The sequence below is a fragment of the Sphingomonas limnosediminicola genome (assembly GCF_039537965.1).
GTDB classification, from domain to species: Bacteria; Pseudomonadota; Alphaproteobacteria; order Sphingomonadales; family Sphingomonadaceae; genus Sphingomicrobium; species Sphingomicrobium limnosediminicola.
In genome coordinates this window covers 2244590-2266299 of sequence record NZ_BAABBM010000001.1, presented here as the reverse complement: position 1 = coordinate 2266299, position 21710 = coordinate 2244590, and the positions used below count along the sequence as shown (strand labels likewise).

The window sequence follows — 21710 nt, the reverse complement described above, 5'->3', positions numbered from 1 at the left end:
GCTCGGTAGCGAGCTCCCCGGCTTTAGCTTTTCGATTTCGGCTCGCCGACCGGTTGCCGCGCTCGCGCGTCAGCGGTTTGGAAGAGTGAATAAACCACCCCGCCTGCAATCAGGCCGAAAGTAATGCCGAGGCTGAGCACCGGCGGAAACTTTCCGCCGTCTAGCACGAAGTCGGAAACAAAGATCTTGGCGCCGATGAAAATGAGCACCGCTGCGAGCGCATATTTCAGATAGTGGAAGCGGTGAACCATGGCGGCGAGCGCGAAGTAAAGAGCGCGCAGCCCAAGGATCGCCATGATGTTCGATGTGTAAACAATGAACGTGTCGGTGGTGATCGCAAAAATTGCCGGCACGCTGTCTACGGCGAACACCAGGTCAGCAAGGTTTATGACCACCAGAGCGAGGAACAGAGGCGTCGCAGCCGTCACTAGCCGGCCCGTCTTCTCGTCTGGAATACGCACGAAGAAATGCTGAGCGTGCAGCTCCTTCGTGACCCGCATGTGCCGGGAAATGAACTGGACGACTGGATTACCCGCAACATCCACCGGCTTGTTGCCAGCAAAGAACATCTTAATGCCCGTGGCGAATAGGAATGCCGCGAAGACGTACAGCATCCAGTATGCCTCGGCGACTAGCGCGGCTCCGCCCGCGATCATCACCCCGCGAAGCAGGATGACGGCGACAATGCCCCAAAGGAGCGCGCGATACTGATATTTCGGCGGGATCGCGAAGTAGGTAAAAATGACGCTGATAACGAAGACATTGTCGATTGAGAGCGCCTTCTCGATGAAGAAACCCGTGTAATACTGGATGCCTGGTTCAGGACCCTTGGCGAGCCACACCCAAGCCCCAAACAGCAACGCTACGGCGATGTAGAAGGCTGATAGGCCCAGACTCTCGCCGATCCCCATCTCGCGGTTTTTGCGATGCAAGGCTCCGAGATCCAAAGCGGTCAGCAAGGCGACGATCCCGAGGAACGCGAGCCAAAACCAGGCGGGCGTGCCGAGCCAGTCGTGAAAAAGGAAGTCCATCCAAAGCCCCGTAGCAACAGGCGTAGCTGGGACGCAGACGCGCAGCTGAGGCGTACAGGTGACTGCGTTCCAAGGCCGAAAACGGGGCGGCGCGCGGAAGGCGCGCACCGCCCTCAAAAGTTTAGTCGAACAACTCCTCCAAGAACGACTTGCGGCGCTTTTGGCGGAAGTCGTTCCGATCGAAACTCCGGTCCGGCCAGGGCGCTGAAGGCCTTTCCGGACCCGTTTCCCGGGAAGAACGATTGACAATCTTGTCGAGTTCGCCGCGATCTAGCCAGACGCCTCGGCAGGACGGGCAATAGTCGATCTCGATGCCCTGCCGCTCGGACATGACCAGTCCTGCGCCGTCGATCGGACAAATCATTCCATCATTTCTCTCGCGCATCGTCAGTCCCTCCGCTGACCGAGGAAGGTCAGCATAAGCTGAATGAGGTTGATCAGGTTCAGGTAGAGCGATAGCGCGCTCCAGATGGCGAGCTTCTCGGCCTGCGGCGTCCCTGCGAACTGGACATAGTCGCTTTTCGCGCGCTGCGTATCCCAGGCCGTGAGGCCGGTGAACACGAGCACGCCGACAATTGCGACGACGAGCTGCAGGATCGTCGATGCCAGGAATAGGTTCGCGATGCTGGCAAGAACGACGCCAATCAAGCCCATCATCAGGAACGATGAAAAGCGCGTGAGGTCCGCCGAGGTGGTATAGCCCCACAGGCTCATCCCGAGGAACATGGCCCCGGCTGCAAAGAAAGCCATTGCGATGCTTTGGCCGGTGAAAGTCAGGAAGAGGGCGGCGAGCGATACACCCATGACAGCGGCGAAGCCGTAGAATGCGGTGCGCAAGCTTACTGCCGACATCCGCTCCATTCTGACGCTCAAGAAGAACACGAAGCCCAGAGGCGCAAAGATCGCCACCCACTTCAGCGGCGTTCCGAAGATTGCCTCCGCAAGCGCTGGCGTGCTCGCAACGGCGAATGCGACCGCACCGCTAATCGTGAGCCCGGCCGCCATATAATTGTAGATGCGGAGCATGTAGCGGCGAAGTCCCGCATCATAGGTTGCGGCGCCTGCGCCAGCGCCGTGTCGACCAGGATAATAACGGTCCATGGCTAGGCTCTCCCAAGGTTAGGGGTGAGCCGGTAAAGTCTATCCTTAAGGCGCAGTTTCAGCTTCTTGAGCCGACTCACCTCAAAGGTGTCCGGCAGTCGGCGCTTCAGTTCTGTCCGCAGCGCTTGGTCGATCCGCTGGTGCGCTTCGAGCAAGCGGAAAATGCGCGGGTGCATTTGGTCATACTCCTCTTGTCAAACTTCATGTGTTTGATCGGAGGATCCGCGTGTTCTGGTGTGGCGCGAAGCCGGGCCAAGATCGTCGGATCATCCGATGCGATCCGACATCACGCACCTTCGCCGAAGGCTCAGGCGCGCCAGAGGGGCCCGGTTCGCACCTCCAAAACTAGGAACGGCAGCAAAGGTTTCAAGTGCAACGTGTCAGACGGTGCCCTTCGCGAACCGGGCTCCGTCGCCCATCGCGATATGCGCCAGCTTCCAAGCAACCGGCGTTCCTAGAGTCAGTTTTGGGTCGAAACCTGCCACAAGCAGACGATCCGCTAGCGGCCAAAGCTGGACACAGGGCAGCGGGATGTCCGCCAAGCGCCCAAACTTGGCGTGGCAGGTTTCGACACATTGTTGATAGCGCGCCGGTGCTATCCGGCTGCAAGCCAAGCATCGCTGCAAACCAAAATTAGTTCGCGTCTCAGCTGGCTTCCTCAGGTGTTCCTCGACAGCCATTCGATCGTCCTCTGACAAGAGCCGGATGATGGCTGCAACACTGCGGCACTGTCCCGATCGCGCGAGGGTAAACGCACGTTCAACGGCAGAGACCTGGTCATCAATGATGCATAGCCCGCACGAAGGCCGAGGCGAATGTTCTTTTCCACCCAAGCCTGCCGCGGCAACTTTCGACCCATTCCGGACTCTACCGTCGGCTCCCGGCAGCTACCTGAACCAGCAGAGTTGCTCAGTCGTCGCGAGAAGGTTGCCCTGCCTGCTCCAGAGGCGTGATCGAGAACCGACCAGAGAGTGCTCGATGCGGGTGCCCTCCGCTTCGCTGAGGACGTAGTCGTCGCCGACTGCTGCGAGTTCTTCGGGTGCGGCAAGGAAATAGGTCGACATTGTGAGCGTTGACGAAGGACGAGGCCCTTCGCTGACGTGAAACACACGGGGCGCGTAGACGTCTGACAGATAGGCGAGCTGGACTGCGTCGATGTGCCTCCCGGAACTTTCGCGCACCCAAGCAAGTGACCGCAGGTCCGGACGGCTAAAAGGCGGCAGCCCGTATACAACCCGCGTTTCGGTCCGGTGGCCGAAGGCTCCGGGCGGATTGGATGCCGGCAGTTCGTCGGGTTGGCGGGCGACAGGAGCGCGATAATCCATTGCGCTTTGCGAAGGCCGACGCACCGCCAATATGGCCGAGGCGGTTGCAAGGAGATCGTCCCCTTGGCGGCGATGAAGATTTACCCGCCAGTGCGATAGCGAATTGCTCTCACCAAGCTTGGAGGGTCTGACGAGCAGATCTTCTCCGGGAATCACGCGAGCAACGAAATTCACTGTGAGCGCGGAAGCGCTGCCTGTGCTTTCGGGATGATCCAGGACGGCCCTGAGCAACAGTGCCGCAGTCCATCCGCCGAACATCCCGGTGTTCGCCTCATATTTGGGGTCGGCAACAGCAACTCGCGCATCGCCCAACGTTTCCATGGTTAGGGATTGCTCGAGCTGCGACATGACATCCTCAGAACAAATGACGGCGCCGTTGTGAGAGCGACCTGTATCACAGTCGGCGGCTGATCCACTTATGACAGCTTTCGATCCAAGGTGCCCCGCGACAACCACTTGCGCGGGGTAGCGACCTCGCATTTAACGTGCGAAATAGACCAACATAGATTGAGTATGCGGTCGCGGAGAGTAGGTATCGAGCCGCGTACCTGGGCTGCGAGCGTTCTCTCCTGAGGGCGGGGATGCCGAATGGAACGGTTCATCGCAGAAGAGAACATCAGACGGTTCAGGCAGAAGCTGGAAAGCTGCACTGACGATGCCGAGCCGGCTACTTTTCGGAGACTGCTGGCAGATGAGGAAGCACGTCTAAGGGCAATGACAAATCGCGTCTATTCGTGACGGGGATCAGGACGCTCTCTTCATGTGGAGAAAGCGCTCGTCAAAGTCCGCGATCTCCCTAAGACACTCCCAGTCAGGAACCGTGATCATACGGCCAGAGCGGCGAATGGCCCCGTCGGTGGTCAGCTGTCTCAAGACGCGATTGATGTGGATAGGCGTGAGTCCAGTGGCATCGGCCAATTGCTCTTGCGTAAATGGCAACTCAAATACACTCGTCTCTATGTGTTGAGCCTTCGCTCGAACCAATAGCTCGCAGAGGAGATGCGCGACCCGACGCCGGGCATCCCGTCGACCGACATTGACAACCCATTCGCGGGCAACCGACGCATCCGCGAGCAGCGTTCGCTCGATCGCCTGGCCCAGTTCGCGCCGATCATGCAGCAATGACTTGATCGCCTCGGTACGGACGCACGCGATCATGCCAGTTACCGCCATCTGCACACTGAAGTCGGCTTCGTCGAGAAATAGGCATTCGAAATCGAGCGGGTCCCCCGGAAGGCTGAACGCCATGATCTGGCGCGTTCCCTCGCTCGTATGCTTTTGTCGCTGAGCAAACCCTGCGAGCAACACCGAAACTTCGTCTGGCCTGTCGCCTTCGCGCACGACATAGGAGAGCTTCGGGCGCTCAGCCACACGCCAAGGAAGTGCCTGGACAGCCTCAGCGTTTTCGTGGCTCAGACCGCCATGAAAGCGTAGCCGGCGAACGAATGACGATAGTCTTCTGTCTGTCATCGGGTCGGTCACAAAGGCGAAATTCCGGCAAGTTGCACGCAGCTTTCTTACCACGGAAGGCTACGACGAATTGATACGAGGTTATACTTATTGTAGCTGACTGACGTTAAGATCAGGACTCCTCGAAGGCGACCGACGGGCCGGAGTTCATGCCGCTGTACTTTTTCCATCTGAGGGACGGCGAGGACACGCTGATCGACGGCGAGGGGCTGGAGCTTGACGACATCGAAGCTGCGAAGGCCACAGCACTGCTACAAGCACGCGGCATCGTCAGCCACGACGCATTAGAGGGGTTCATCAACCTGGCTCAGCGGGTTGACGTACTCGACGAAACGGGCGCCACGGTTTGTTCGGTCGCCTTTGAAGACGCTGTGCGGGTCAGCCGGTAGCTCCGTGGGGCCGACCCCGCACAATCAACTCGCAGGAACCAGTTTGCCACGCACGCCAATGGCAGCTTTCAACCCAAAGCTGACTCTATGAGAGCGCCGATATTCAAGTCGTCGCACGCGCCTGCCCGCATAATGGTCTGAGGGTTGGTGTGTATTGCTAAGATATAGCACTGCAAACCCTGGCGTTATCTGCATATGAATAGGAAGACACTGACTCTACGACATTTTTCAGTCTGGCACGCTTCTTGAAGTTACTCCCGCGCAGCACTGCCGCTGTCGAAAAGGGAGATTGCACATGATGATGACAACCATTGTAGCCGTCGCGCTGGGATTCGCCCCCGTGACGCAGGACGGATCGGTCCAGCCTGCAAGCGACAACTATTCCAATATCGTCGGCCGCTATTCGCAGACAATCGAACGCGACGGGAAGACGCTCCTGCGCGGGTCCAATCGCGTGACTGGCGCGCACTATGAACTCACTGTCGATCCGGCAGGCCGCGTCGAAGGTACCGTCGGCGACTGGTATGTTACATTCCAAGCGAAGGACGCAGCGTGAGATGAGCCCGGCTTAGCGCCGGGCTCACATCTCCTTTCCGGTTTGAAGCGGACATCAGCGTCCCGCCAGCCGCCGATCCAATCGCTGCTGAACGTTCTCAAGGTCAGCACGGAGTAGTGCCCGCTTCCCATCCGTTCCCGCCGCGGCAGCTTTCGACCCATTCCTGCCATTAGCGCACCAGAGCGCGCAGCCATCGCGTCGAACGTTCAAGAGCTAGCCGACCGGCCGCCGTGTCGAGATCGAATTGATATTCGTGCCCGAGCGGTGGCTTGTAGTCGGCAGGGTAAAAAAGCGTGTCCACGCTAACGCCCTTTGCCTTCAGTGCATCGGCCATTGCCAGAGACTGGGAGGCTAGTGGGTCGGCATTACCGGCGCTGATGAAGCTCGGCGGGAAATTCCGCGAAACATTCGAAGCCACGGAGATTGTCTCGAACCCTGGCGCATCGCGCCAATTTCGTTTTCCGCTGTATGCCCAGGTTGTCGTCTTCATGAACCAGCCGCTGCCCGTCCGAGTAACGTCAAAGACACCGCAGAAGAGCAATGCCCCTATGATTTGCGACGGTCGTGCCCCCGCTGACACCCCGACGCGACGAGCGTAATCGGCATCCGTAACGACGGCAGCGCTTTGCGCGGCAATTTGAGCCCCGGCGCTATCGCCAGCCAGCACCAGCCGATTTGAATCGACGCCAAGCTTCCCACCATTGCGGGTGAGAAATGCGAGTGCCTGGTTCACCTGTCGGATCGGGGTCGGATAGTGTGCTTCGGGAGCGATCGTGTAATCGATGTTGACGACGTTGAACCCCTGTCCGGCGAGGATCTTCGCGTAATTCGTCAGGTCGCTACGCCGGCCGGACACGAAGCCACCGCCGTGAATCCAGACGACAGTGGGGGCACCCGCGATGGATTTGGCCGGGCGGTAAACGTCCAGGAGTGCATCGCTGCTGGACGGGTCATATTGATAAGTCGACGCGGTCACCGATGCGGGGACGTGCTTCTCAAGCTTTGCCGAGGCGTTCGCAGCGCCTTTGTCAAAAATCAGGCGGATGGCGTAAACGCTGGGCCATGGCGAAAGCGTAAATGCCGCGAAAATGAGCGATGCAACAGATGCCAGTCCCAGAAGCACCTTGCGCATGAAGGCCGATCCCCCGCCTTAGTTCATACACCTTAGTTCATGACGGATCGAATGTCCGCTTTCCACCCAATCCTGCCGCTAGGCCGTTGATCAAAGCTCCTAGCTAGGAGCGACCCATGAACCATCCTGCTCAAGTGATCGTGGGAGCGAAGCTGCCACTACGCCCGATGCATGTCTGGGCGATCCGCGTGCGCCTACAAATCGAGGGACGGCTGCGCGATCTGGCGCTGTTCGACATTGCCCTGGATAGCAAGCTGAGGGGCTGCGACGTGGTGGCCTTGCGCCTCGCCGACATCTCAGCGGCCGGCTCGCTGCGGCGGCGCGCTGTGGTCATCCAGCAGAAGACGGGCCGACCCGTGCAGTTCGAGATAACCGAGCAGACTCGCCGATCGCTATCGGAGTGGCTGAAGGTCAGACGTGATAGTGCTGACGGCTGGATCTTCCCGAGCCGAATGCACCAGGACGATCACCTTTCGACGCGCCAGTACTTCCGGCTGGTGAAGAGCTGGGTAGCGCTGATTGGACTGGAAACGGCTGAGTACGGCACGCACAGCCTCAGGCGGACCAAGGTCTCGCTCCTCTATCGAAAGACCGGCAACCTCCGGGCCTGCCAGCTGCTGCTTGGTCACACGAAGCTGGAGAGCACGGTAAGATACCTTGGCGTGGAGCTGGACGATGCGCTCGCACTTTCCGAGGCACTTGAGCTCTAGATGATCCCCGGCCGGATGTGGAAATCGGGGACAGTCCGAAAGATGATGTTCCTGAAATGTTCTTGCGGGCGTATCTCGCGCCAATGCCGCGCCGATTCACGATCGAAGGACAGCAGCTCGCCATCGTGATCGCAGGCTGGCTGCGCATGCTTCCCAAATGGGCGTGGGGTGAAGAACCGGGTCATGCGAAGCCAAAGAAGGAGGGTCGCCGGCGCTCGGGCCTAGATGCGCCAGATCCCAAACGCATGGCCGCAGACCTGATCGCCGAGAAGCTTCGCGAGCTAGGCTGGGAAGTGTCCTACGAGGAACGCGACAACTTCTTTTCCGATCGCACCGGGCCACCTCCGCCTCGGCCTGGTGACGGTGAAGCGTGAACGGGCACCTAGCGGCAGGAATGGGTGGAAAGCTGCCATTAGGGCGGCTCAGTAGTGAGGGCGGTTACTCAGCCCTTGGCGCACATAGGACGTGACGGCCCAAATATCCCGCTGTGATAGGATGCCCTTGAAAGCGGGCATGGCCGAGCCGACCGGCTTGCCACCTTCCGAAACAGTCCAATCGATATATTGGTCGCCTACCATGTGAGAGTGGGCAAGCCACGCTAGGTCGGCTGGTCGTGGCGAGAGCTGCTGCCCCGCAGGACCATCCCCGTAACCCTTAGGTCCATGGCAAGCGGCGCAGTTCTGCGCATACACCTGAGCGCCGCGTTGAAGGGTCGCTGCGGAGGTCGGGAGCGGATTCTGGGCCGAACGGTATGGCTCTGGGATGCCATTCATCATTGCCTGATGGTGCCGCATCATGGAGCCAGTCATCATGCCATGGCCCATCATGCCAGGCTGCCCCATCATTCCGCCCATCGACTGGCACCAAGCGCCACCCGTCGCGGCAAGAGCAAGAGCCAACGCAGTCCAAGGCGCGAGTTTCATGTCGGACCCTCCTCAGGAAGGGCGATGCCTGCATCTACAATATTTGGAGCGGAATGTCTGTTTTGGGTCGAAAGCGGACAATGTGCGCGGGTCGCCCGCAGCGTCGCAGCGGCGCTCGATTAGAATGGTCCGGGCACCGTGATCGATTCAGTGTGGCCCAGCCCCTGACTGTAGTCGAGAAAGGACACATGTTTGCATCTGGCAACCATCGTCGCGACTTCACTCTCCAGTGGAGGCGCCAAGTCAGTCAGGTTTGGGTGTCTTTGAGCCAGCAATTCCCACGCATGAGCCTTTTCGGCCAGATTGGTGATCTCGAAGACCTCGCAACCAGCAAAAACCGCTTTTATCTTCTTCAGCTCAGATGGCTCGTTACCCACCGTGATCGCAACTCGGTTGTCCCGCTGGATGTTCTCGAACTTCTGGCTGTCCCGATAGATGAGAAAGTACAGCGACCAACCCTCGCTGGCATAGCCGACGATCGTCGCCTGGGGCCATCCATCCGGCCGGATAGTGGCGACAGTCATGATCCTGTGACTGGATAGAATCTCAATCGCGGGCTGTTCCATAAGATCGTCCTCGCACGACTTTAGAAGCGCATCGCACGACAAAGGTTTCGCGAGCAACAACCAGCCCCTTCTCCGCCTTCATGCGGTCGCACCGGAATGTCCGCAATCGATGGAAAGCCAACATAGCGCCTTGCCGGCAGGTAAGTCGTTCCTCGCTACTTTCGTGCCTTCCTCGCAGCATATCGCGCATCTCGCGCTGCCTTCATCTCTTCCGGGCTTGCAGGCTTCAATCGAGCTGCCTTCTTAGCAGCGGCGGCCTCCGTTGCCGCTATTTCAGCCGCTTTTAGAGATGCTTTCTCGGCTTTCGCCGCAGCATTGGCTTGGGATCTGGCAGTCCTCTCGACCGACAGAGCTTGCTGTCGCACTTCATGTTCTTGTCGTCGTCGCGCCATCAAGACCTCGTCGACCGGAGGCTTCGCCCTCAATTGGTCCAGAGCCTTTTGCTTGGCTATCGCGGCCGACGCGACGCGATCCTGAAAGGAGGGGTCTTTGAACGAGGCCATGTCGTATTCCTTGAAGGTGTGGGGCGTCGCGATATCCAGCCCATAAGAACTCTTGTGCGAAATGGCTTCGCGATCGCTCACGACAAGCCGAGAAGCCCCCGCGTCTCAGGCACCAGTTTGCTAAGCAGCGCACTGCCGCCGACCGAGGCCAGCATGGCGACATCAACCGGGGTCGTGCCGCTGCGGATTAACTCACCAGAGCGGAGTGGTCGGGCGATGCTTTTCTCTCACCCCTTCAACCCGCATGATTTTGGACCTGGCCTTCTTCCGGACGATCTCTGCGCCAGTCGAACTATTGCAGACCAGTCGAACGCCTCCCCCGGGCAGTGCTTCGATCGTGGAGATACCGACCTTTTGTTTGGCACACAGGTCAGATGCTTCGATTTCGCTCATTGCGAGTTGCATTGCCCTCGTCATTAGGCGCGCCGCCCTTCAGCTGCTTTGCGCGCCGCATCTTCGACCCGATAGGTCTGCGTCCTGCGCACTCGCTCGGCCATGCTGTCCCACGCCGAGGCAGCGGATAGGCACCGATCGCGCACGTTGAGGAGCGGACTGCCATGCGCTTGGGCCCGGCACTCCGCGGCGCGCGCGTTGTAAAACTCTAATGTAGACATCTGAGGATCCTTCTCTTGGAGTAGCCCGCCTCGCAAGAACGCGAGGCGGGATGTCCCTCAATTAGGCGGCCTGCAGGTTCACGGCGCTCGCACGGCCGCGCTTGTCATTCTCAAGCTCGTAGCTGATGCGCTGATCGGGATCCAAGGTGCCCATTCCGGCGGCTTCCACCGCGCTGATGTGGACGAACGCATCGGTGCTTCCGTCCTCCGGCTGAATGAAACCATAGCCCTTATTGCTGTCGAAGAATTTGACGATTCCAGTGATCATTTGATGTTTCCTTCTGCGGTGGACCGCTCATCGGCCCTCCAGTGGCTAGGAGAGGCGAGAAGAAGGAAAAGGAGCCGCAAAGCATCGAGAACCGTCTGATTGCGACTAGTAGCGAATTAGCACCTAGTGCACCTAGCTCCGGATCACAAGGTGACGGCATTTCGTGGAAAGCGGACAGTTGCAAGCGAGCCCACCATTTATCTGCTAAGCGGCCCTCACAATGAGGAGGGCCAGTATGCCGACATTTCAGAACCTCATTCCGAAATCGGTCGAGGGAGCTCCGCCAATTGGTCGCATCGTAAACATTGAGTTTCCGAGTTTTGAAGCGGCGGAGACATTCGAGACGTCGCCCGAGGCGCTTGCCGCCGGAGAGATTCGGCACCGGACTGCGACGAGTAGAATTTTCGTCGTGGAAGGTTGGAAGCCGCACCGCCGAGACCCGTAATGACTTGAGACTGTCGCCTTCAATGGCCGGAATGGGTCGGAACCCGCCGCGGCAAGTTTGGGTGGAAGGCCGCCATTGGCGGAAGTTATCTTTGCGGCCAGTCGAACCCTTGGTGGATAAGCGCGAGCGGCTCGCTCGCGGGGAGGTGATACATCTCCGTGGCTACGCTCTTGGCGAATTTGGCCGCATCCGGACACTCGACGCGGAGATAAGAAACTCCGTTCTCTGACTTCGTCGCGGCAACGAGCCCTTGAGAGCGGGCGAAGGCTTTGAATTTCTCTTGGTCCTCAATGTTTCTGGGAGCCAGGAGAACCCAGTCAAATCCCACCTTTCCACTCTCTGAAGAGACCTGAAGAGCCAACGTATCGTCATCAGACGGACGGTCAGGTGTATTGAACATCAATGCTGCCCATCTCACTGGCGCAGTCCCGCGAGAGAGCGCACCAACCAGGGCGGGAAGATCGCTTGTTGCAATCCCTGTCTCGTTCAGCACTCTGGGCATGCCCGTTTTGCCTCGATCCCACGCGAGGTAAGTGGACTTAAGTGGTCCCATGGCGAGAGCTGCAACGACGCCAAGGTCGACGCTGACAATCGCTGCAAGTAACTGCATCCACCTTTTCCGTTTCGCATTGGCCATGTGAGCGAAGCTATTATGCTTAGCAGCCTCGTCAATGCATCCCGCCTGCGATCTACGAGGATCCTTCAAACGTAAGGCATGGGTCAAAAGCTAGTGGCAGGAATGGGTCGAAAGTTGCCACTGGCATCGTGGGTGAACCTGCGCCTTGACGATGTCCCGAGACGAGCAGGCTAGCTACTCGGGTGCACTTCCCACCAATCCGGCCAATCCACTTTATGCGGAGTTCGCGTTGCTTCGACGACCGTATTCTGCTCGGCGATCGACAGTCGCCGGTCGCCCAGCCTTGATAGGGCGAGCTGCACAATCCACGGCTGTAACTGGTACTTCGCATTCTCAGAATGCCTGTTCAGCTTATGCGCCATGCCAAGCGCATCAAGCGCGCAACCGACGCTGCCGGGACTCACTGACCTCCAGACGATGGTAATATCCGGGAGATCGCATGCATGTCGCCTTGAGCGAGCGTCCTCGATCGCACTAAGCGACGCACGAGCGCTGGCGCTGTCGCCTTCCATTCCGCGCTTCGTGATGTGGAGCAAAAATGCTTCCGCTGCCGTCACACGGCGCTCTCGCCCATCCTCGCGAACGACAACGATTTGCCCGAGCAGATGATCGTATGGGATGTCCTTGCGCGTCCTCATCGGGCGTCCCTTTGGATTACCGCTCTGCCCCTTCTTGAAGCGTGTTTTAGTCGGCGGCTTGCGATAGCCGACTTCCTCCACCGTACTCGACTGCTCAGTCATGACGACGATTCCTCGGCCACTTCAATCGATCAGGATCGAGCGTGCAGCGATTGACTTCGTCGATCTGCGCCTTCTCCAGATGCCGGCGTCCCGGTCGACTGAGGGCCGTCTGGGTAGCCCAAGTTGCGAGCTTAATGCGGGCGGTGTCCCTGGGCTCCTCAATCCACTTGGGATCCGGTACCGCGATGCCAAGGAGCAGCATGGCTTCATCCGCGTTGCGGGGGTCCTCCTCCCAGCGAAAGCTGTAGGGCTTGTGGGCTGGCGGCGGCGCACGTTCGGCGAGAGCAAGCTCTCGCTTCTCGATCATTTTCAGGATGGCCCGTACGGCCATTTTGCTGCCCTTGAGCGCCGCCTGGTACGTCTTCAGCTCAAGGACCTCAGCGACGGTCAACTCGCGCTCCACGCCATTCTGTGTGAAAGTGAGGCTCTTGTCGAAGATGATGTCGAAGGCCGAGACATGCGGGCGACGTTTCTTCGGCCGTCCAGCAGGATTGCCAGTCTGGCCTTTGGCCCACCGGCCCGTCATGCGCGCTCCAGTTTGGGGCTGCCGCCGGTGAGCTGGACCCAGCGATCCACGGCGACATCCACATAGGCGGGATCGATATCGCAACCCCGAAAACTGCGGCCGGTGCGCTCGGCTGCGATGAGCGTTGTTCCCGACCCACTGAACATATCGAAGACGAGATCGCCGCGCCTGGTCACGTCCTGCAACGCATCCGCTACCAGTCCTACCGGTTTCACCGTCGGATGAAGCGCCAGGTCTTCTCGCCGGCTCCCCGCCATCGAATTGACCGAAGCATAGTCCCAGACGTTGGTGCGGTTTCGTCCATGCTTGCCGAGTTCAACGGCATTGAAGTGCGGCGCCGGGCCCACGCGATAGACGAAGACTAGCTCGTGCTTCGATCGATAAAGCGAACCCATGCCGGCATTGCTCTTGTTCCACACGCAAACATTCAGGAGTTCGCCGTAAATCTCTGCAGCAGCCGTGCTGAGCTCATCCATGTGCCGCCAGTCCATGCACACGAAATGGACAGCGCCATCGCGTGAGACTTTGGCCGCGGCGCCGAGCGTGTCGAAAAGGAAGTTTCGAAATTCCGACGTGCTCATCTCGCCCGACGCCATCGCGAACTCGCGGTGTCTGCCCGCAGCATTAGCGTGGCCGTTGATTTTCACGTTGTATGGCGGGTCCATGAATGCAGCGTCGATTGCAGCTCCCTCGCCCACCACATTTCGCAGGAATTCGACGTCGCGCCCGTCACCGCAGCCTAAACGATGCTCACCAAGGACCCAGATGTCACCCAGCTGCGTGCGGGGTTCGGAAGGTACTGCCGGAATTATCTCGTCGTCCGGATCGTTTGCGGCTTTCAGCACAACATCAATTTCACCGGACGAAAAGCCTGTCAGCGCCAAGTCGAAATCAACGTCCAGGCTGCTGAGGTCGCCGAGCTCCAGTTTGAGGATCTCGAGATCCCAGCCGGCATTGAGCGCGATCTTGTTGTCCGCAAGCCGCAGCGCCTTCTTCTGAGCATCACTGAGGTCATCGAGAAGGATCACCGGTACTGTCTCCAGCCCCAGCTCTTTTGCAGCTCGAAGGCGACCATGACCCGCGATCAACGTCCCTGCTTCATCAACAAGGACTGGGTTGGTGAAACCGAACTGCCTGATCGACTCAACGAGCTGCTGGATCTGGCGTTTGGGATGGGTCCGCGCGTTCCGCAGATCCGGCTTAAGCGCGCTGGTCGGCCGATACTCGACCGCCAGCTGGCGCACATAGGGGTTGTCCCTCGCGATGCTCTGGCTCATGTGCGGCGGAACATACTGGCAACCTTCCGCTAAGTCTATGACCCGAGGCTGCAAAGCTGTGGATTGTGGGGACGATTTGGGGCTGTCTGTTCTACCCCTGTTCTGCTGCATCGAGGGCCCTGATGCGCTTATCAAACCGCCTGTTTTGGCGAATTAGAACCCTGTTTTGGCAAGTAACAGGGAACGTGGCCTCGGCGCACTACCAACGGCGGAAAACAGCGGATCTTGCGATCGTCGCGATCCGGCGAGGGCTGCTAGGTCCTGTTTTGAAGGCCGATTTGCGAAAAATTCCCTGTTTCTCGGAAGAGACCGGTTATCGAGTGACTGGGTCGCGCACCACTCTGCTTATTGCAGGCCGGGCGACAGCAGTTCGCTCAGCTTCCGCGCCAGCTTTTCCGCCTTCTTTTCCGACCGGCATGCGATGAAGATCGTGTCGTCGCCGCAAATCGTGCCGACTACTTCCGGCTCTTCGCCGCGGTCGAGGACCACGCCGACCAGATGAGCCGATCCCGGCGGCGTCTTGATCACCACCATGGTCGCGGCAGGTTGGACCGAGCGGACCCAGTCGCGGAACACGGACGCTAGTTGCGGCCCTGCGTCGCTCCGCATTTCGCTCGGAAGCGAATAGCCGAGCTGGCCGCCGCGCCTGACCTTGACCGCGCCGAGTTGGTCGAGGTCGCGTGAGATGGTTGCCTGGGTGACGGCAAAACCCTGCGCGGCGAGCCGGTCGGCCAATTCCTCCTGGCTCGCAAGCGCGTCGGAACGGATCAGCGCCGCGATCGCTCTTTGTCGTCGTTCCTTCAAATCTGCCATCGCATGAATATGCATTAACTTGCATATTTATGCAAATGCGACGATAGGGCCGCCCCTCATGATTCGAACGGCCATCCTTGGAGCCTCAGGCTATGTCGGCGGCGAGCTGCTGCGGCTCATCGCTGCGCACCCCGAGTTGCGCGCGACGCGGCTGTTCGGCGACAGCAAGGCAGGCCAGCCGGTTGGCAAGGTCCACCCGCATCTTGCTGGAGCTCTTCCTGGCGCCGCGATCGAACGGTTCGAAGAAGCCGCGCTCGAGGACGTCGATCTCGTCTTCGCCGCGCTTCCGCACGGCCACAGCCAGCGCCTCGCCGCGACAATCTTGAAGAAGGACATTCCCTTCGTCGATCTCGGCGCGGATTTCCGCCTCGACGACTCCGCCACCTACGAGCGCTGGTACGGTCACGCGCACGAGGCCCCCGCCCTTCTCGGCAGCTTCGTCTACGGCATCCCCGAACTGAACCGGGATGCGATCCGGAGCGCGAAGGCTGTCGCGGCCGCTGGCTGCTACGCCACCGCCGCGATCCTCCCGATGAAACCGCTCCTGGATGCCGACCTGGTCGATCCGACAAGCATCATCGTCAATGCCGCTTCGGGCGTCAGCGGCGCCGGCCGCGAGGCCAAGGAAGCGACCGGGTTCAGCACGGTCGACGGCAGCTTCTCAGCCTACGGATTGCTCAACCATCGTCACACCGCTGAAATGGAAATGGCGTTGGGCGCGACGGTGCTCTTCACTCCGCACCTGGTGCCGATGACGCGGGGCATTCTCGCGACCTGCTACGCAACGGCGGTTGGTCCCTGTGACCCGCTGCAGGCGTTGTCCAATGCCTATGCGGATGAGCCCTTCGTGCATGTCACCGACGCACCGCCCGCAACCAAGTGGGTCAGCGGATCGAACGGCGTGCAGCTTACCGCGCGTTACGACGAGCGGACGGGCCGCCTGCTCGTTATCTCGGCGATCGACAATCTCGGCAAGGGCGCAGCCGGGCAGATGATCCAGTGCGCCAATCTCATGCTCGGCATCGACGAGAGCGCCGGGCTGACCACCATCGGAGTTTATCCATGAGCGTTACCGCGGCCGAAGGCTTCGTCGCGTCGGGCTGTCATGCCGGCATCAAGAAGCGCCGCTTCGACATGGCGATGATCGCGACCGAGGACCACGAGCCGGTTCCCTGCGCGGCCGTCTTCACGCAGAACAAGTTCGCTGCGCCGCCGGTCGAGCTCGATCGCGCGACGCTGCGAGCGAATGGCGGCAAGGCCGCGGCGATCATCATCAACTCCGGCAATGCGAACGCCGGCACCGGCAAGCCCGGCTACAAGGACGCGCAACTGATGGCGGCGGCAACGGGCGAAGCGCTGCAGGTCGCCAACTCGCACGTGCTGGTTTGCTCGACCGGCATCATCGGCACGCCATTGCCGATGGAGCCGATCCTGCACGCGACGCCGCGTCTTGCGAAGAAGCTCTCGGTCGATGGCGCGGACGATGCGGCGCGCGGCATCCTGACTACCGATCACACGCCCAAGACGGTGGTGATCAAGGGTTCGACCTTCACGCTTGGCGGCATGGCCAAGGGCTGCGGAATGATCGCACCGAACATGGCGACGATGCTCGCTTTCCTGACCACCGACGCCGAGGTCCCGCTCGAGCTGATGCAGAAGGCGCTGAAGGCCGCGTCCGATGCGACGTTCAACACGCTCAACGTCGACGGCGCGACATCGACCAACGACACCGCGATGCTATTGGCGTCGGGAAAGCGCGGGAAAGCCAACGCGGACGAGTTCGTGAACGCCGTCCTTGCCGCATGCAGCGACCTCACGATGCAGATGGCGCGCGACGCCGAAGGCATGACGCGGATCGCGCGGCTAACCGTCACCGGCGCTGCGAACGACAATGAGGCCCGGATTGCGGCCAAGAACATCGTCGAGAACAATCTCGTCAAATGCAGCTGGTACGGCGGCGACCCTTATTGGGGCCGCCTCATGGCCGCTGCCGGCTCGGCGGGTGTCGACATGGATGTTGCCAAATCGCGTGTTGCCTACGGCGGCATCACCGTCGCGAGGGGCGGTGCCGGCATTGAGCATGACGGCATTGCGCTTGCCCAGCACATGATGGGTGACGAGGTCGACATCGAAGTCCACCTCGGCGCCGGCAAGGCATCGGCGCGGATGATCGGGATCGACCTCGGCCCCGGATACATCAAAGAAAACAGCAAGACGTCATGAAGATCGTCCTGCTTCCTTCCGAAATCGCGACCGTCCTCGTCGAGGCTTTGCCATACATCCGCGAGTTCGCCGGCAAGTCCGTTGTGGTGAAATTAGGCGGCGCGGCGATCGATCGCGAATCCGACCTCGCGCTTGCGCAGGACGTGCTGTTGCTACGCAGCGTCGGCGTACGCTGCGTACTCGTCCACGGCGGCGGGCCGCAGGTAGACGCGATGCTTCGGCGCGTCGGCAAGGAGCCGGAGTTCCGCGATGGCCTCCGCGTCACCGATGCGGAGACGCTCGAGATCGTCCGCATGGTTCTGGTCGGAAAGATCAACCGCGACCTAGTCGCGACGATCAACAGCCAGGCGGGGAGCGAACCGGTCGCCGTCGGGGTGTCCGGCGAGGACGCAGGGCTGCTGACCGTCACGCCGGCTGACTCCGCATTCGGCTTCGTTGGCAACGTCACCGACGTGCGCGCGGAGCTAATTCATCGCCTGCTGGACGACGGCCTGACCCCGGTGATCTCCACGGTCGGCGCGGACGCGAGCGGGCAGCCGTACAACGTCAATGCAGACGAGGCGGCACGCGCGATCGCCGTCGCGATGCATGCCGAAAAGATCGTCTATCTGACCGCGGTTCCGGGCCTGCTCGAAGAGGCCAATGATGAGCGCACGCTCATTCCGCGCCTGACCTCCGCCGAGCTTCGCGAACGATTGAAATCCGCTTCGGTAGGCAAAGGGATGATCCCGAAGCTCAAGGCCTGCGCCGATGCGGTCGACCAGGGTGTCAATTTCGCGCACATCATCGACGGGCGCGTGCATCATTCGCTGCTTATCGAGCTGCTCACCGATCATGGTGTCGGAACGATGGTCCGCAAGGAGAAGAGCTGGTGAGGCATCTCCTCTCGATCCGCGACCTGACGGCAGCCGATTTGCAAGCGATCCTTGGGCTGTCGGAAAAACCGGCGCCACAGCCGCTCACCGGCAAGGGTGTGGCGCTCTATTTCGAAAAGCCGAGCGCGCGCACGCGCAATTCGATGGAACTGGCGGCTGCGCAGCTTGGCGGCCATCCCGTCTACCTGCAGCCGAACGAGCTGGGGATCGGAATGCGTGAAAGCGTCGCAGACGTGACGCGGACGCTCGCCTGCTATCATTCGATCATCGCGGCGCGGGTATTCGACCATTCGCTGCTGGAGCAGATGGCGGCGGTGAACGCGGCGCCGGTGCTCAACATGCTTTCGGCCACCGACCACCCGCTTCAGGCGCTTGCCGATCTGCTGACCATCAAGCAGCTTCTCGGCCGTATCGAAGGCGCTCGCGTCGCCTTCATTGGCGAAGGCAATAATGTGTCGCGCTCGCTTGCCGAGGCCTGCGTACTTGCCGGCGCTGAGTTCGTCATCGCCAGTCCGCCCGGACATGGCCTCGAAGGCGCGGTCCTCGATCCGGCTGAAGCCGTCGAAGGCGCGGATATCATCTACACCGACGTATGGGTCTCGATGGGCGACGAAGACAGCGACGAGCGCCGGGCTGCGTTCGAACCCTATCAGGTCGACGAGGCGCTGATGGCGCGTGCAAAGGACGCCTGGTTCCTGCACTGCCTCCCGGCGCGCCGCGGCGAGGAAGTGACGGCGCCAGTGATCGACGGGCCGCGATCAGGCGTGTGGAAGCAGGCAGAGAACCGCATGCACACGGCGCGCGGCGCGATGCTCTGGCTTCTGGATAAATAGGAGTTCGCCTGCCACGCTGACAGCGGCTCTTTGACGTGTCGAACAGGGCGGCCTTCCCGTGAGCCTAAAGTGACGGGTTTTGCGCCGCTCTCCGTGACAATAGTGACTTTAAGAACGGAACGATGACAGAGAACAAGAAACTGAAGGTGGTGCTCGCTTATTCCGGCGGGCTCGACACGTCGATTATCCTGAAGTGGCTGCAGACCGAATATGACGCGGAGGTCGTCACGTTCACGGCCGATCTCGGCCAGGGCGAGGAGGTCGAGCCGGCGCGGCGCAAGGCGGAGATGCTCGGCGTGAAGCCCGCGAACATCTTCATCGAGGATTTGCGCGAGGAATTCGTCCGCGACTTCGTCTTTCCGATGTTCCGCGCCAACACGCAATACGAGGGCGATTACCTGCTCGGCACCTCGATTGCGCGCCCGCTGATCGCCAAGCGCCAGATCGAGATTGCACGGCGGGTCGGCGCCGACGCCGTCTGCCACGGCGCCACCGGCAAGGGCAACGACCAGGTCCGCTTCGAGCTCGGCTATTATGCGCTGGAGCCGGACATCAAGGTGATCGCGCCGTGGCGTGAATGGGACTTCGCAAGCCGCGAGGCCTTGCTCGACTTCGCCGAGAAATATCAGATACCGATCGCCAAGGATAAGCGCGGCGAAGCGCCCTTTTCGATCGACGCGAACCTGCTTCACTCGTCGTCCGAGGGCAAGGTGCTCGAAGACCCGAGCGCGGAAGCGCCGGAATATGTGCACCAGCGCACGATCTCGCCCGAGGACGCGCCGGACAAGCCGACCCTCATCACCATCGATTTCGAGAAGGGCGATCCGGTCGCGATCGACGGCGAGAAGCTGTCGCCAGCCTTGCTCCTCGCGACGCTGAACCAGCTCGGTCACGACAATGGCATCGGCCGTCTCGACCTGGTCGAGAACCGCTTCGTCGGTATGAAGTCGCGCGGCGTTTACGAGACGCCCGGCGGCACGATCCTGCTGGCGGCGCACCGCGGCATCGAGAGCATCACGCTCGACGGCGGCGCGATGCACCTCAAGGACGAGCTGATGCCGCGCTACGCAAGCCTCATCTATAACGGCTTCTGGTTCGCGCCGGAGCGGGAGATGCTGCAGGCAGCGATCGACAAGAGCCAGGAGCATGTCAGCGGCCGCGTCACACTGAAGCTCTACAAGGGCAACGCGACGGTGATCGGGCGGACAAGCGATCATTCGCTCTACGACCAGGATCTGGTGACGTTCGAGGAAGGCAGCGGAAGCTACGACCAGCGCGACGCGGCGGGCTTCATCAAGCTCAACGCGCTGCGCCTGCGCACCATCGCGCAGCGGCGCCGGAAGCTAGAGCCCTAGCTCTTCCTTCGCCGCGGCAATCTGCTCGCGGACGCGAACGGGCGCTGTGCCGCCATAGCTCGTGCGGCTGCGCACCGAGGCGTCGACGCTGAGCACGTCGAACACGCGCTGGTCGATGCGGCCGTCGATCTGCTGAAGGATATCGAGCGACAAGTCGGCGAGATCGCAGCCGCGTTCCTCCGCGGACTTCACCGCGCTTCCGGTGATGTGATGCGCTTCGCGGAACGGCACGTCGGCTTCGCGCACTAGCCAGTCGGCGAGGTCGGTCGCGGTGGAGAAGCCTTGCGCCGCAGCCGCCCGTATCCGCTCCGGCACGAACTCGACGGTTTCGACCATTCCCGCGAGCGCCTGCAACGACAGCATCAGCAGGTCGCAGGCCTCGAACACCGGCTCTTTGTCGTCCTGCATGTCCTTCGAGTAAGCGAGCGGCAGGCCCTTCATCGTCACCATCAGCGAGGTGAACGCGCCGATGATCCGCCCGCTATGCCCGCGCACCAGCTCCGCCGCATCTGGGTTGCGCTTTTGCGGCATGATCGACGAACCGGTAGAAAATTGATCGGAGAGCTTCACGAAGCCGAACGGCGCGCTTGCCCAGATGATCAACTCCTCTGCGAGCCGCGACAGATGCAGCGAGCATTGCGCAGCGGCCGATAGGTAATCGAGCGCGAAGTCGCGGTCGGAAACGCTGTCGAGGCTATTCGCCGTCGGCCGCTCGAAGCCGAGCGCGTCAGCGGTGGCATGGCGATCGATCGGAAATCCCGTTCCCGCCAGCGCCGCTGCGCCAAGCGGGCTCTCGTTCATCCGTGCTCGCGCGTCGGCGAGGCGCGACACGTCCCGTCGCAGCATCTCGAAATAGGCCATCAGGTGGTGGCCCAGCGTTACCGGCTGCGCGACCTGCAGATGGGTGAAGCCCGGCATCGCCGCTTCGGCATGTTCCTCGGCCCGTTCGACCAGCGCCCGCTGCAGCCCGCGGATTGCGTCGACCGCTTCGTCGCACGCATTGCGCACCCACAAGCGGAAGTCCGTCGCCACCTGGTCGTTGCGCGACCGCGCCGTGTGCAGCCGACCAGCCGCAGGGCCAATCAGTTCGCCGAGGCGGTTCTCGACGGTCATGTGGATATCTTCAAGTTCCACTCGCTCGGGTACGCCGTCGCGCTCATATTCGGATGCGACCTGGTCAAGGCCCTCAAGGATGGCTGCCGCGTCGGCCTCGCTTAGGACGCCCTGGTCGCGGAGCATCGCCGCATGCGCCTTGGATGCCGCGATGTCCTCGCGCCACAGGCGTTTGTCGAAGCCGATCGACGCGTTGATGCGAGTCATCAGTTCGTCCGGCTTCGTGCCGAAACGGCCACCCCAGGTCCGTTGCGTATCAGGCTTGTCCGACATGGGTCCGCGTTG

The 21710-nt window shown here is 60.9% G+C and carries 28 protein-coding genes; 10 read left to right on the top strand and 18 right to left on the bottom strand.

The features are described from left to right. Positions 1 to 23: 23 nt before the first annotated feature. The 6 genes from ABD704_RS11515 to ABD704_RS11490 all read right to left on the bottom strand — a co-directional run bounded on the left by ABD704_RS11515 (position 24) and on the right by ABD704_RS11490 (position 4798). On the bottom strand, positions 24 to 1031 hold the full coding sequence (locus ABD704_RS11515) for a TerC family protein (protein WP_344699829.1): 1008 nt from the start codon (positions 1029 to 1031) through the stop codon (positions 24 to 26). Between the two features lie 121 nt (positions 1032 to 1152). Further along, positions 1153 to 1416 carry a TFIIB-type zinc ribbon-containing protein gene (locus tag ABD704_RS11510; RefSeq protein ID WP_344699828.1) on the bottom strand — a complete coding sequence of 88 codons (264 nt, stop codon included), beginning with the start codon at positions 1414 to 1416 and terminating at the stop codon, positions 1153 to 1155. Positions 1417 to 1418: 2 nt separating this feature from the next. Further along, positions 1419 to 2132, bottom strand: coding sequence for a Bax inhibitor-1/YccA family protein (locus tag ABD704_RS11505; RefSeq protein ID WP_344699827.1), 714 nt, complete (start codon positions 2130 to 2132; stop codon positions 1419 to 1421). Between the two features lie 2 nt (positions 2133 to 2134). Next, the gene (locus ABD704_RS11500) at positions 2135 to 2308 is read right to left on the bottom strand and encodes a DUF465 domain-containing protein (protein ID WP_344699826.1); all 174 of its coding nucleotides are present in this window, start codon (positions 2306 to 2308) and stop codon (positions 2135 to 2137) included. A gap of 711 nt (positions 2309 to 3019) precedes the next feature. Beyond that, a complete protein-coding gene (locus ABD704_RS11495) occupies positions 3020 to 3805 on the bottom strand; it encodes an acyl-CoA thioesterase (protein WP_344699825.1) in 786 nt (261 codons plus the stop codon). Positions 3806 to 4201: 396 nt separating this feature from the next. After that, positions 4202 to 4798 (bottom strand): Crp/Fnr family transcriptional regulator, encoded by a 597-nt coding sequence (locus ABD704_RS11490; RefSeq protein WP_344699824.1) that lies wholly within the window; start codon positions 4796 to 4798, stop codon positions 4202 to 4204. Between the two features lie 278 nt (positions 4799 to 5076). Between ABD704_RS11490 and ABD704_RS11485 the strand changes: the two genes are divergently transcribed. Both ABD704_RS11485 and ABD704_RS11480 read left to right on the top strand, forming a co-directional pair. After that, on the top strand, positions 5077 to 5316 hold the full coding sequence (locus ABD704_RS11485) for a DUF6894 family protein (RefSeq protein ID WP_344699823.1): 240 nt from the start codon (positions 5077 to 5079) through the stop codon (positions 5314 to 5316). Positions 5317 to 5611: 295 nt separating this feature from the next. Next, positions 5612 to 5872, top strand: coding sequence for a hypothetical protein (locus ABD704_RS11480; RefSeq protein WP_344699822.1), 261 nt, complete (start codon positions 5612 to 5614; stop codon positions 5870 to 5872). A gap of 169 nt (positions 5873 to 6041) precedes the next feature. On the opposite strand, the gene ABD704_RS11475 is transcribed toward ABD704_RS11480, so the two are convergent. Next, entirely contained in the window at positions 6042 to 7004 is a 963-nt protein-coding gene (locus ABD704_RS11475; RefSeq protein ID WP_344699821.1) for an alpha/beta hydrolase, read from the bottom strand. A gap of 116 nt (positions 7005 to 7120) precedes the next feature. Here ABD704_RS11475 and ABD704_RS11470 point away from each other — a divergent pair, with 116 nt between their 5' ends. Both ABD704_RS11470 and ABD704_RS11465 read left to right on the top strand, forming a co-directional pair. Further along, on the top strand, positions 7121 to 7714 hold the full coding sequence (locus ABD704_RS11470) for a tyrosine-type recombinase/integrase (protein ID WP_344699820.1): 594 nt from the start codon (positions 7121 to 7123) through the stop codon (positions 7712 to 7714). Between the two features lie 56 nt (positions 7715 to 7770). After that, positions 7771 to 8088 (top strand): hypothetical protein, encoded by a 318-nt coding sequence (locus ABD704_RS11465; RefSeq protein WP_344699819.1) that lies wholly within the window; start codon positions 7771 to 7773, stop codon positions 8086 to 8088. A 48-nt stretch (positions 8089 to 8136) separates the two neighbouring features. Here ABD704_RS11465 and ABD704_RS11460 read toward each other — a convergent pair whose 3' ends face one another. The 5 genes from ABD704_RS11460 to ABD704_RS11440 all read right to left on the bottom strand — a co-directional run bounded on the left by ABD704_RS11460 (position 8137) and on the right by ABD704_RS11440 (position 10588). Beyond that, on the bottom strand, positions 8137 to 8637 hold the full coding sequence (locus ABD704_RS11460) for a c-type cytochrome (protein WP_344699818.1): 501 nt from the start codon (positions 8635 to 8637) through the stop codon (positions 8137 to 8139). Between the two features lie 119 nt (positions 8638 to 8756). Beyond that, complete coding sequence (locus ABD704_RS11455; protein ID WP_344699817.1) at positions 8757 to 9203, bottom strand: pyridoxamine 5'-phosphate oxidase family protein; 447 nt, start codon at positions 9201 to 9203, stop codon at positions 8757 to 8759. 155 nt (positions 9204 to 9358) lie between these two features. Next, positions 9359 to 9787: a DUF6481 family protein gene (locus ABD704_RS11450; RefSeq protein WP_344699816.1), complete on the bottom strand. Its 429-nt coding sequence runs from the start codon at positions 9785 to 9787 to the stop codon at positions 9359 to 9361. A 335-nt stretch (positions 9788 to 10122) separates the two neighbouring features. Beyond that, the gene (locus ABD704_RS11445) at positions 10123 to 10320 is read right to left on the bottom strand and encodes a hypothetical protein (protein WP_344699815.1); all 198 of its coding nucleotides are present in this window, start codon (positions 10318 to 10320) and stop codon (positions 10123 to 10125) included. 61 nt (positions 10321 to 10381) lie between these two features. Further along, positions 10382 to 10588, bottom strand: coding sequence for a cold-shock protein (locus ABD704_RS11440; protein WP_344699814.1), 207 nt, complete (start codon positions 10586 to 10588; stop codon positions 10382 to 10384). 220 nt (positions 10589 to 10808) lie between these two features. Between ABD704_RS11440 and ABD704_RS14695 the strand changes: the two genes are divergently transcribed. Then, entirely contained in the window at positions 10809 to 11033 is a 225-nt protein-coding gene (locus tag ABD704_RS14695; protein WP_425565430.1) for a DUF1330 domain-containing protein, read from the top strand. A gap of 85 nt (positions 11034 to 11118) precedes the next feature. Here ABD704_RS14695 and ABD704_RS11435 read toward each other — a convergent pair whose 3' ends face one another. The 5 genes from ABD704_RS11435 to argR form a co-directional block, all read right to left on the bottom strand. Further along, positions 11119 to 11670 carry a hypothetical protein gene (locus ABD704_RS11435; RefSeq protein WP_344699813.1) on the bottom strand — a complete coding sequence of 184 codons (552 nt, stop codon included), beginning with the start codon at positions 11668 to 11670 and terminating at the stop codon, positions 11119 to 11121. A 170-nt stretch (positions 11671 to 11840) separates the two neighbouring features. Next, positions 11841 to 12410: a DUF5681 domain-containing protein gene (locus ABD704_RS11430; protein ID WP_344699812.1), complete on the bottom strand. Its 570-nt coding sequence runs from the start codon at positions 12408 to 12410 to the stop codon at positions 11841 to 11843. Then, entirely contained in the window at positions 12403 to 12936 is a 534-nt protein-coding gene (locus tag ABD704_RS11425; RefSeq protein ID WP_344699811.1) for a DUF5681 domain-containing protein, read from the bottom strand. Before ABD704_RS11425 ends, ABD704_RS11430 begins: the two co-directional genes overlap by 8 nt. After that, entirely contained in the window at positions 12933 to 14213 is a 1281-nt protein-coding gene (locus tag ABD704_RS11420) for a site-specific DNA-methyltransferase (protein WP_344699810.1), read from the bottom strand. The genes ABD704_RS11425 and ABD704_RS11420 overlap by 4 nt, the downstream gene beginning before the upstream one ends. Positions 14214 to 14558: 345 nt before the next feature. Then, on the bottom strand, positions 14559 to 15026 hold the full coding sequence (argR, locus tag ABD704_RS11415; protein ID WP_344699809.1) for an arginine repressor: 468 nt from the start codon (positions 15024 to 15026) through the stop codon (positions 14559 to 14561). A 58-nt stretch (positions 15027 to 15084) separates the two neighbouring features. Between argR and argC the strand changes: the two genes are divergently transcribed. From argC to ABD704_RS11390, 5 genes are all read left to right on the top strand, one after another. Then, positions 15085 to 16092 (top strand): N-acetyl-gamma-glutamyl-phosphate reductase, encoded by a 1008-nt coding sequence (gene argC, locus ABD704_RS11410; protein WP_344699808.1) that lies wholly within the window; start codon positions 15085 to 15087, stop codon positions 16090 to 16092. After that, positions 16089 to 17249: a bifunctional glutamate N-acetyltransferase/amino-acid acetyltransferase ArgJ gene (gene argJ / locus ABD704_RS11405; RefSeq protein ID WP_344699807.1), complete on the top strand. Its 1161-nt coding sequence runs from the start codon at positions 16089 to 16091 to the stop codon at positions 17247 to 17249. Before argC ends, argJ begins: the two co-directional genes overlap by 4 nt. After that, positions 17246 to 18124 (top strand): acetylglutamate kinase, encoded by an 879-nt coding sequence (argB, locus tag ABD704_RS11400; RefSeq protein ID WP_344699806.1) that lies wholly within the window; start codon positions 17246 to 17248, stop codon positions 18122 to 18124. Before argJ ends, argB begins: the two co-directional genes overlap by 4 nt. Further along, entirely contained in the window at positions 18121 to 18957 is an 837-nt protein-coding gene (locus tag ABD704_RS11395) for an ornithine carbamoyltransferase (protein ID WP_344699805.1), read from the top strand. The genes argB and ABD704_RS11395 overlap by 4 nt, the downstream gene beginning before the upstream one ends. A gap of 122 nt (positions 18958 to 19079) precedes the next feature. Beyond that, positions 19080 to 20312, top strand: a complete 1233-nt coding sequence (locus ABD704_RS11390) for an argininosuccinate synthase (RefSeq protein ID WP_344699804.1) — start codon at positions 19080 to 19082, stop codon at positions 20310 to 20312. Here the strand turns inward: ABD704_RS11390 and argH are convergent. After that, a complete protein-coding gene (gene argH / locus ABD704_RS11385; RefSeq protein ID WP_344699803.1) occupies positions 20301 to 21698 on the bottom strand; it encodes an argininosuccinate lyase in 1398 nt (465 codons plus the stop codon). The two genes, ABD704_RS11390 and argH, sit on opposite strands and share 12 nt — an antisense overlap. Between the last annotated feature and the right edge of the window lie 12 nt (positions 21699 to 21710).